Below are 8,716 nucleotides of genomic sequence, written 5' to 3' on the forward strand. Positions count from 1 at the left end.
GGGTTCCTCAACGACGAGTGATACCCAGCGCCGCGGTTGCGGTGCTGGCGAAGGTCTGGCCAAGGCGCGAGCCGGCATCGGCCACGGCACTGACGGCGCGCTCGATGGTCGGGCCGCCGGCGATCGCGGCGATCTTGGCCGCGTAACGCGGATCGGTGGCATAGCCGGCGCGCTGCAGGCCGCGGGCGAAGCCCTGCACGTCGGTGCCGGCCTGCAGGGCCTGCTGGTAACGCGGGCTGGTCTTCAGCAGGCGCACATAGTCGGCGAAGCTCTCGGCCGGCGAACTGTAGGCGCGGAAGCTGGCGGTCTCGTTGCGGCGCACGCCATCGACATATTCGTGGGTGCCGGCCACGGCGCGCTGGCCGTTCCAGCCATTGGCCTTGATGCCGAACAGGTTGTGCGAAGTGCTACCGTCGGCATGCTTGATGTGGCGCTTGCCCCAGCCGGTTTCCAGCGCCGCCTGGGCGACCAGGGCGCGGGCATCCACGCCCAGTTCCCTGGCCGCGCTCTGCGCGTGCTGCCAGATGCTGGCAACGAAGCCTTCCGGGGTGTGCTCGCCCAGCTGGGCGACGGCGGTGCGGGTAGCCATCGCATCGGCCGGACTGATCGCGGTGCCGCGGTTGCTGGCGGTGGCCGACCACTGGTCGCTGTTGGCGGCCCAGTCCTCGCCCTGCAGGCTGCCGATGTACGGATCCTCGGTGCCCAACGAGCGGTGCATGCTGCTGCTCTCGCGGCCGGCGATCAGGTCCAGGGCCTGTTCCATCGGTGCGACTGCCGCCTGCGCACCGTGCTGTGCACCGGCGGCCATCTGCTGCAGCAGGCGCACGGCCTGACTGCCGTCTTCCAGCGGCAGCGACGGTGCCGGCTTGGCCGGTGCATTGAGCTGGTAGGCACGACTGGCCTTGGCCGGGTCCACGCGGGTATCCAGCGCCGGGCCGTCGGCGGCCTGGCCGGACAGCTGCCGGCTGATCATGCCCGACAGGCCCAGGCCCTTGCCGCGGGTCATCGCCTCGGCAATCTTCTGGTCGTACATCTCGCGGAACATCTTGTTTTCGCCGGGGAACAGCGAATCGCCGAAGCTGGCGTCACGCATGCTCTTGACCAGCATCTGCGCGAACTGGCCTTCCAGCTGGCGCGCGACCTTGTCGATCTTGGCCGGATCGTTCTGTTGCGCCGGGTGCAGATCGAATGCGGGAGTGATACGCATATCAGATCACCTCGAGCTCGGCACTCAGTGCGCCGGCCTGCTTCAGGGCTTCCAGGATCGCGATGAGATCGCCCGGTGCCGCGCCCACGGCGTTCACCGCGTGCACGATCTCGTCCAGGGTGGTGCCGCCGCTGAACTTGAACATGCGGCTGCCGTCGTTGGTGGCGGTGATGGTCGACTGCGGGCTGGCCACGGTGCGGCCGCCGGACAGCGCATTGGGCTGGCTGACGTTGGTGTTTTCCTGGATGGTCACGGTCAGCGAACCATGCGAGATCGCCGCCGGTCCCACGCGCACCTGCTGGCCGATGACCACGGTGCCGGTACGCGAATTGACCACCACCTTGGCCGGGGCGCTGCCGGGGGTCAGTTCCAGGTTCTCGATGCGTGCCAGCAGGCCGATGCGCGCGCCTGGGTCGGTCGGCGCGGTGACCGCCACGGTCACGCCATCGACCGCACGCGCCGCACCTTCGCCGAAGGCGTTGTTGAGCGCGGCAACCATGCGCGAGACCGTGGTGAAGTCGTTGTTGTGCAGGTTCAGGGTGATGTCGCCGCCGTTGGCCAGCGGGTCGGGCAGGGCGCGTTCAACGGTGGCACCGTTGGGAATGCGGCCGACGCTGGGCACGTTCACCGAGACACGGGAACCATCCTTGCCCTGCGCACCAAAGCCGCCGACGATCAGGTTGCCCTGTGCGATGGCATAGATCTGGCCGTCAGCACCGCGCAGCGGCGCCATCAGCAGCGAACCGCCACGCAGCGAGACCGCGTTGCCGATCGAGGACACGGTGATGTCGATCGGCTGGCCCGGCTTGGCGAACGGCGGCAGTTCGGCGTGGATCGCCACGGCGGCCACGTTCTTCAGCTGCGGGTTGACGTTCGGCGGCACGTTGACGCCCAGTTCGCCGAGCAGGTTCTTCAGGCTCTGCACGGTGAAGGGTGCCTGGCTGGTGCGGTCGCCGCTGCCATCCAGGCCGACCACCAGGCCATAACCCACCAGCGCATTGCCGCGCACGCCGCCGACCTGGGCCAGGTCCTTGATGCGCTCGGCGCTGGCAGGGGCAGCCACGACCAGCAGCATCAGCGCGACGAACGACGCCATGCGTCGCTGCCAGGAAGAAGAGGAGAAGAGTTTCATGGCCATACTCAGAACGGCGTCAGGCCGGAGTTGAAGAAGCGGCTCAGCCAGCCCATCGCGTTGGACTGCGCGACGGGACCGCGGCCGCCGTAGACGATGCGGGCCTCGGCCACGCGGCTGGACGGAATGGTGTTGTCCTGGCTGATGTCGCCCGGGCGCACGATGCCCTGCACCTGTACCAGTTCATCGCCCTGGTTGAGCCGCAGGTTCTTCTGCCCCTGCACCACCAGGTTGCCGTTGGGCAGGCGTTGGACCACGGTGACGGTGACGCTGCCCTGCAGGCGGTTGCTCTGCGCGCTGTTGCCCTTGCCGGTGAAGTCACGCGCGCCCTTGGCTGTGGCACTCAGGATGTCCTTGCCGCCGAGGGTGACCGGAGCGCCGAGAATGGACGGCGTTCCCAGGCTCAGGTTCGATTCCTTGTTGGTGGCCGTGTTGGCGCTGGTCTGCGCGGTGGTGTTTTCCAGCAGGGTGATGGTCAACAGGTCGCCAACATCGCGCGCGCGCCGGTCCGAATACAGCTGCAGGGTCGGGCCGGCAGCGTAGATCGCGCCGGCGGTCGGCTGTGCCTGCGGCGGCATGATCGGCTGGATCGGTGCCATCGTCGGGTAGGGGCGCACGTCGCCCGCGATCACGCAGCCACCGAGCAGGGCGGCCACGGCGCAGGCGAGAGCAGTGCGGGCGAAGTTGGAAATGGGCGACATGGCGGTTTCCCGATTTGGCCGGTCAGAGCTTGTTGTTGAGATAACCGAGCATCGAGTCGGTGGTGGAGATCGCCTTGGCGTTCATCTCGTAGGCGCGCTGGGTTTCGATCATCGACACCAGCTCCTCCACCACGTTGACGTTGCTGCCTTCCAGCGCGCCCTGCACCACAGTGCCGAGGCCGTTGAGGCCGGGGTTGCCGTTCTGTGCCGGGCCGGACGCAGTGGTCTCCAGGAACAGGTTCTCGCCACGTGCCTGCAGGCCAGCGGGATTGACGAAGTCGGTCAGGGTCAGTGCGCCGACTTCCACCGAGGCGGCGCCGTCGGCCATCTTCACGCTGATGGTGCCATCGGTGCCGATGGTCACCGACTGCGCGCCTTCGGGAATCTGGATGCCCGGCTGCACCGGGTAGCCGCTGTTGGTGACCAGCTCGCTGTCCTGGTTGATCTTGAACGAGCCATCACGGGTGTAGGCCGAGCTCCCATCAGGCATCTGTACTTCGAAGAAGCCGCGGCCATTGACCATCACGTCCAGGGCGCGGCCGGTCTGCTGCTGGCCACCCTGTTCAAAGTTCTTGGCGGTGGCGACCACGCGCACGCCGGTACCCAGCTGCAGGCCGGTGGGCAGCTGCGTCTGCGCCGACGAGGAGCCGCCGGGCTGCCGTACCTGCTGGTACAGCAGGTCTTCAAAACTGGCACGGTCCTGCTTGAAGCCGGTGGTGTTGGTGTTGGCGAGGTTGTTGGAAACCACCGACATGCGCATCTGCTGCGCATCCAGTCCGGTTTTCGCGATCCACAATGCCTGGTTCATCTTCGATGTCCTGTCTGCTGAAGCCGGCCGCGTGGTGCGGCCCTTGTATGCGGGTGTGCAAGCGGTGTGCCAGCGCCGGCATCAACCGGCGCCGGAATTCCGTCAGCTGCCCAGGCGCAGCATGCTGTTGGCGCTGCGCGCGTTTTCGTCGCCGTGCTTGATCACCTGCACCTGCATTTCGTACTGGCGCTGCAGCTGGATCATCTGCACCAGCGCGCCAGCGGCATCCACGTTGCTGCCTTCCAGCTGGCCGCTGTGCACGGCCGTGCCCTGTGCCGGTGCGAACGGCTGCAGCGGGTCGGTGTTGCGGAACAGGCCGTCCAGGCCACGCTCCAGGCGTTCATCCGGTGCCTGCACCACTTTGATGCGACCGATCTGCGCCATGGTCTGCGGACCTTCGCCCTGCGGGATGATCGAGAGCGTGCCGTCGGCACCGATCTCCATCGCCTGGTAGGGCGGAATGGCGATCGGGTTGTTGTTGTCATCCAGTACCGGACGGCCGCTGGAGGTCACCAGCTGGCCGTTCGGCGTCACCGACAACGCCGCGCCGCGCGTGTACGCCTCGCTGCCGTCACTGGACTGCACGGCCAGCCAGGTGCCGGTCTGCAGGGACAGGTCCAGCGGTTTGCCGGTGATGTGCTGCGAACCGGGCGCGCGGTTGAATCCGGCGTCGACATGCAGCGCATCCACCCGCGAGGCAAAGCCCGGGCCACGGATCGGGAAGGCTTCGGTGTTGGCCAGCGCTTCCTTGAAGCCGGGGGTGTCGGAGTTGGCGAGGTTGTGGCTGAGCGTACCCTGCGCCTGCAGGGAGGCGCGGGCACCGGTCATCGCCACGTAAAGGGCTTTATCCATGCGGGGAGTTCCGTGACGGGGTCAGCAGGTCATCAACGGATGTTGATGACGGTCTGGGTGATCTGGTCCTGCGTGGTGATCATCTGCGCGTTGGCCTGGAAGTTGCGCTGCGCGGTGATCATGTTGACCAGCTGCTCGGTGAGGTCGACGGTGGACGCTTCCAGCGAGCCGGCCTGGATCTTGCCGAGGTTGGAGGTGTCCGGCATGCCGGTGCGCGGGGTGCCCGACTCGAACGTCTCCACCCACAGGTTGTTGCCCTTCTGCTCCAGACCCTGCGTGTTGTTGAACGTGGTCAGTGCGACCTGGCCGAGGGGCTTGTCGTCGCCGTTGGAGTAGCGGGCATAGACCACGCCGGTTTCCGATACGGTGATCTCGTTGAGCTTGCCAGCGGCATAGCCGTCCTGCTGGGTGTTGCGTAGCGCGAACTTCTCGCCGTACTGGGTCGAGCCGCTGATATCCAGCGTCATGTTCAGCTGGCCCGCGCCGGTGGTCGGGGTGAAAGTACCGAGGCTGACCTTGCCGTTGGCAGGATTGGTCAGCTTGCCGCTGTTGTCGAACGTCACCGGGGTCGGTGCGCCGGCCGGCTGGCCATCCACGTAGTTGCGCACGGTCCACTCGTTGGGGTTGGCACCTTTCACGAAGTACGAGACCTGGATGTGGCTCACGCCCAGCGAGTCGTACACGGTGATGCCGCCGCTGGAGTGGTTGTAGCTGTTGGAGTCGGTCGGATCGAAATTGGTGACCGTCGGTTGCTTGGCGTTGGCGGGCAGGGTGAAACCGACCTTCACTTCGCTGGTCTGCTTCGGCGCGCTGTCGGTAGTCAGCAGCTGCAGGTCCACCAGGCGGCCTGCATCGAAGTTGGTGCCATCGGCGTTCGGCGCGAACACCTGCAGGCGTGCGCCCTGTGGGTTGATCACATAGCCGGCGGAATCGGTCTGGAAGTTGCCGGCACGCGAGTACACGCGCGAGCCGTTCATGTTCATGGTGAAGAAGCCCTCACCGGAGATCGCCATGTCCAGGCTGCGGCCGGTCTGCTCGTTGTGGCCCTGGATGAACTGTTGGGCCACGTTGGAAACGCGCACGCCCGAGCCGGTCTGGTTCTTCGACAGGCCGTAGCTGGTGGAGGCGAACAGGTCAGCGAACTCGGCGCGTGATTGCTTGAAGCCGGCGGTATTGACGTTGGCGACGTTGTTGGCGGTGACGCTCAGGTCGGTATTGGCGGCATTGATGCCGGACAGGGAGACGTTGAAGCCCATGGGATGCTCCTGGTAGATGCGGAATGTGCGGCTCAGCTGACGCGGAGCACGTAGTCGATCGGGGCCGTGCCCAGGCCCTTGAGATTCAGGTACAGGCCGTCGGAGCCGACGGTCACGCTCTCCACCGGGGCCTGCACGAAGGTGGACAGCTTGGTGCTCTTGCCGGCGGTGTCGACGTGGTTGGCGACGATGGAGTACTTGCCCGGTTCCATGCGCTTGCCGTTGGCATCCTTGCCGTCCCACTGAAACGCGGTTTCGCCAGCGGCCTTGGCTTCTACGCTCAGCGAGGTGACCTTGGTGCCGTTGGCATCGGTGATGTCGACGGTCACGATGCCGGCCGAGGGCGCAGCCACCGTGCCTTCGACGCTGCCTTCCTTTTCCAGTACCAGCTTTTCCGACGGCACCAGTACCTGGTGGCCAACCAGAGCGGCACCGCGCAGCACCTGGTCGCTGGCCATCGATTCCTGGAAACCCTTCACCGTCTTGTTCAGATCGGTGATGCCCTGCACGGTGGACATCTGCGCCATCTGCGCAACCATCTGCGTGTTGTCCATCGGCTTCAGCGGATCCTGGTGCTGCAGCTGCTCGGTCATCAGGCGCAGGAAATCGGCCTGGTCCAGCGTGTTCTTCTTCTTGGTGGCGTTGCTGTTCGGGGCGTTCAGGCCGAGCGCGGCGTAGACGTCCTGGCTGGTCTGGTTGTTGACGGCGGTGGTCATGGTGGTATCCGGTGCTGCGGGCCTCAGCGGCCCATGGTCAAGGTGGCCAGGGCCAGTTCCTTGGCGGTGGTCAGCATCTCCACGCCAGCCTGGTAATTGCGCGAAGTCGAGATCAGGTTGACCATCTGCGCCACCGGATCCACGTCGGGCTGGTAGATGTAGCCATCGCCGTCGGCCAGCGGGTGGCCCGGTTCATAGCGCTTGATCGGCGCGGCTTCGCTCTGGGTGATCTCCTTGACCTTCACCGACGTGATGTTCGGATCGTTCTTGCTGGTCACTGCCTGGAAGATCGGTTCCAGCGGCTTGTACACGGCATCGGCGGAACCGGCGACGGTGTCGGCGTTGGAGAGGTTGGAGGCGATGGTGCTCATGCGCACCGACTGCGCCTGCAGCGCGGAGCCGGCGATATCGAAGATCGGCAGGTTGCTCATGGCTTATTGCCCCGTGATCGCGGTCAGCATGGAACGCACCTTGCTCTCGACGAAGCTGAGCGAGGCGCGGTATTCGAGTGCGGCGCGGCCATAGGCGGCACGCTCGGCATCGGGATCGACGGTGTTGCCGTCCAGGCTGGGCTGCACGCCGTCGCGCGCGATCTGGAACGGATTCAGGCCACTACTGATCTCGTAGTGCTGCTCGTTGGTGGTGGTCATCAGGCCGTTGGCATCCTGCCCCTGGGCATGGCGCAGGGCGGCATCGAAGTCCAGATCCTGGGCCTTGTAGCCGGGAGTGTCGGCATTGCCGAGGTTGCTGGCGATCAGCTTCATCCGCTGTTCGCGCAACGGCATGGCCTGGGCGTGGACGCCCAGGTAGTCGGTAATCAGGTTGCGCACGGTGCACTCCCACAGGAACGTTGCCCGGGAAGCTGCAAGGGGTGTGCCAAATTCGAGAGGGTAGTGCCGGTCGCTGGCCGGCTTCCCGGATTGTCTGTGGTTGACGGCCAGCGGCCGGCACTACCGGATCAGAGGCCTCAGGCCGCCATCGCGACCTTGCGCAGGCGGTCCAGCACGAAGTCGGCCAGTTCGTGCGGCGAATACTTGGCGACGAAGGCGTTGGCACCGACGCGCTCGACCATCGCATTGTTGAATACGCCCGACAGCGAGGTATGCAGCAGGACATACAGGCCGGCAAGGCCCGGGTGGCGCCGGATTTCCGTCGTCAGCGTATAGCCGTCCATGGCCGGCATTTCGATGTCCGAGATGACCATGGCATAGCGCTCGGCGGGGTTCTCGCCCGAGGCTTGGATCTGCAGCAGGTGGTCCAGCGCCTGCTTGCCGTCGGAAAGCAGGGTGGCACCCACCCCAAGCTGGTCCAACACGCTGCGGATCTGTTGGCGGGCTACACGAGAGTCGTCCACCACGAGCACCTGCAGTTGCGGGCCGTCGGCGGGCATTGCCATCGCCGGGTCGAGTACTGCTTCACCGCGTACCTGGGCGATATCGGCCAGCACGCTTTCAACGTCGATCACCTGGATCAACTCGCCCTGGAAGCGGGTCACCGCCGTCAGATAGCTCGATTCGGCGCCCAGTTCCGGAGGCGGGTGGATGTCTTCCACCGCGATGTTGACGATGCGCTCCACGCCGCTGACCAGGAAGCCCTGGATCGAGCGGTTGAACTCGGTGACGACCAGGTAGCCGGGCGAGGTGTCCGCATCGGGCTCACGCTCGGGGTGGCCGATGGCCAGGCCCAGGTCCAGCACCGGCACCGAGCGGCCACGGACGTCGGCCACGCCGGCGAACTGGCTGGGCAGTCCGGGCACCTGGAACAGCTCCGGGCGGCGCAGGACTTCCTGCACCTTGAAGACATTGACGCCAAAAAGCTGACGTCCGCCGAGGCGGAACAGCAGCAGCGCCAGGCGATTGTGGCCGGCCAGTCGGGTCCGCTGGTCGATCCGGTTGAGCAGGTCATGGGACATGGCTGCTGTATCGGCGTGGTAGGCGCCGAACTTGAGCGCTTTTGTAGAGTCGAGCCATGCTCGACTGCTCTGCTCCGGACGGCCAGTCTAGCATGGCTCGACTCTACAGAAGCCGCTCCGTCGATCTGGCAC

10 protein-coding genes are annotated in these 8,716 nt (G+C 65.9%); all 10 read right to left on the reverse strand.

All coding sequences use genetic code 11. The annotated features are described in order from the left end of the window. Window positions 1-7: 7 nt before the first annotated feature. Window positions 8-1,207: a flagellar assembly peptidoglycan hydrolase FlgJ gene (flgJ, locus tag ABE423_RS10410; RefSeq protein WP_346485972.1), complete on the reverse strand. Its 1,200-nt coding sequence runs from the start codon at window positions 1,205-1,207 to the stop codon at window positions 8-10. 1 nt (window position 1,208) lies between these two features. Next, window positions 1,209-2,345 (reverse strand): flagellar basal body P-ring protein FlgI, encoded by a 1,137-nt coding sequence (locus tag ABE423_RS10415; protein WP_049421917.1) that lies wholly within the window; start codon window positions 2,343-2,345, stop codon window positions 1,209-1,211. A gap of 2 nt (window positions 2,346-2,347) precedes the next feature. After that, on the reverse strand, window positions 2,348-3,040 hold the full coding sequence (gene flgH / locus ABE423_RS10420) for a flagellar basal body L-ring protein FlgH (protein WP_010485899.1): 693 nt from the start codon (window positions 3,038-3,040) through the stop codon (window positions 2,348-2,350). Between the two features lie 22 nt (window positions 3,041-3,062). Beyond that, a complete protein-coding gene (gene flgG / locus ABE423_RS10425) occupies window positions 3,063-3,848 on the reverse strand; it encodes a flagellar basal-body rod protein FlgG (RefSeq protein ID WP_005409571.1) in 786 nt (261 codons plus the stop codon). Between the two features lie 102 nt (window positions 3,849-3,950). Continuing rightward, window positions 3,951-4,700: a flagellar basal body rod protein FlgF gene (locus ABE423_RS10430; RefSeq protein ID WP_346485975.1), complete on the reverse strand. Its 750-nt coding sequence runs from the start codon at window positions 4,698-4,700 to the stop codon at window positions 3,951-3,953. Between the two features lie 32 nt (window positions 4,701-4,732). Further along, on the reverse strand, window positions 4,733-5,956 hold the full coding sequence (gene flgE / locus ABE423_RS10435) for a flagellar hook protein FlgE (protein ID WP_107431886.1): 1,224 nt from the start codon (window positions 5,954-5,956) through the stop codon (window positions 4,733-4,735). A 32-nt stretch (window positions 5,957-5,988) separates the two neighbouring features. After that, on the reverse strand, window positions 5,989-6,672 hold the full coding sequence (locus tag ABE423_RS10440; RefSeq protein WP_346485977.1) for a flagellar hook capping FlgD N-terminal domain-containing protein: 684 nt from the start codon (window positions 6,670-6,672) through the stop codon (window positions 5,989-5,991). 23 nt (window positions 6,673-6,695) lie between these two features. Further along, window positions 6,696-7,103: a flagellar basal body rod protein FlgC gene (flgC, locus tag ABE423_RS10445; protein ID WP_010485892.1), complete on the reverse strand. Its 408-nt coding sequence runs from the start codon at window positions 7,101-7,103 to the stop codon at window positions 6,696-6,698. Between the two features lie 3 nt (window positions 7,104-7,106). Next, on the reverse strand, window positions 7,107-7,502 hold the full coding sequence (gene flgB, locus ABE423_RS10450; protein WP_010485889.1) for a flagellar basal body rod protein FlgB: 396 nt from the start codon (window positions 7,500-7,502) through the stop codon (window positions 7,107-7,109). 137 nt (window positions 7,503-7,639) lie between these two features. Beyond that, window positions 7,640-8,584 (reverse strand): chemotaxis protein, encoded by a 945-nt coding sequence (locus ABE423_RS10455; protein ID WP_032127374.1) that lies wholly within the window; start codon window positions 8,582-8,584, stop codon window positions 7,640-7,642. Window positions 8,585-8,716: the final 132 nt, after the last annotated feature.

The sequence above is a fragment of the Stenotrophomonas sp. TWI1409 genome, from assembly GCF_039673015.1.
In the GTDB taxonomy this organism is placed as follows: Bacteria; Pseudomonadota; Gammaproteobacteria; order Xanthomonadales; family Xanthomonadaceae; genus Stenotrophomonas; species Stenotrophomonas maltophilia_A.

Bases quoted from the DNA above. Each gene is read 5' to 3' on its own strand.
- flgJ (WP_346485972.1), bottom strand. From the start codon at position 1,207: ATGCGTATCACTCCCGCATTCGATCTGCACCCGGCGCAACAGAACGAT.
- ABE423_RS10415 (WP_049421917.1), bottom strand. From the start codon at position 2,345: ATGGCCATGAAACTCTTCTCCTCTTCTTCCTGGCAGCGACGCATGGCG.
- flgH (WP_010485899.1), bottom strand. From the start codon at position 3,040: ATGTCGCCCATTTCCAACTTCGCCCGCACTGCTCTCGCCTGCGCCGTG.
- flgG (WP_005409571.1), bottom strand. From the start codon at position 3,848: ATGAACCAGGCATTGTGGATCGCGAAAACCGGACTGGATGCGCAGCAG.
- ABE423_RS10430 (WP_346485975.1), bottom strand. From the start codon at position 4,700: ATGGATAAAGCCCTTTACGTGGCGATGACCGGTGCCCGCGCCTCCCTG.
- flgE (WP_107431886.1), bottom strand. From the start codon at position 5,956: ATGGGCTTCAACGTCTCCCTGTCCGGCATCAATGCCGCCAATACCGAC.
- ABE423_RS10440 (WP_346485977.1), bottom strand. From the start codon at position 6,672: ATGACCACCGCCGTCAACAACCAGACCAGCCAGGACGTCTACGCCGCG.
- flgC (WP_010485892.1), bottom strand. From the start codon at position 7,103: ATGAGCAACCTGCCGATCTTCGATATCGCCGGCTCCGCGCTGCAGGCG.
- ABE423_RS10455 (WP_032127374.1), bottom strand. From the start codon at position 8,584: ATGTCCCATGACCTGCTCAACCGGATCGACCAGCGGACCCGACTGGCC.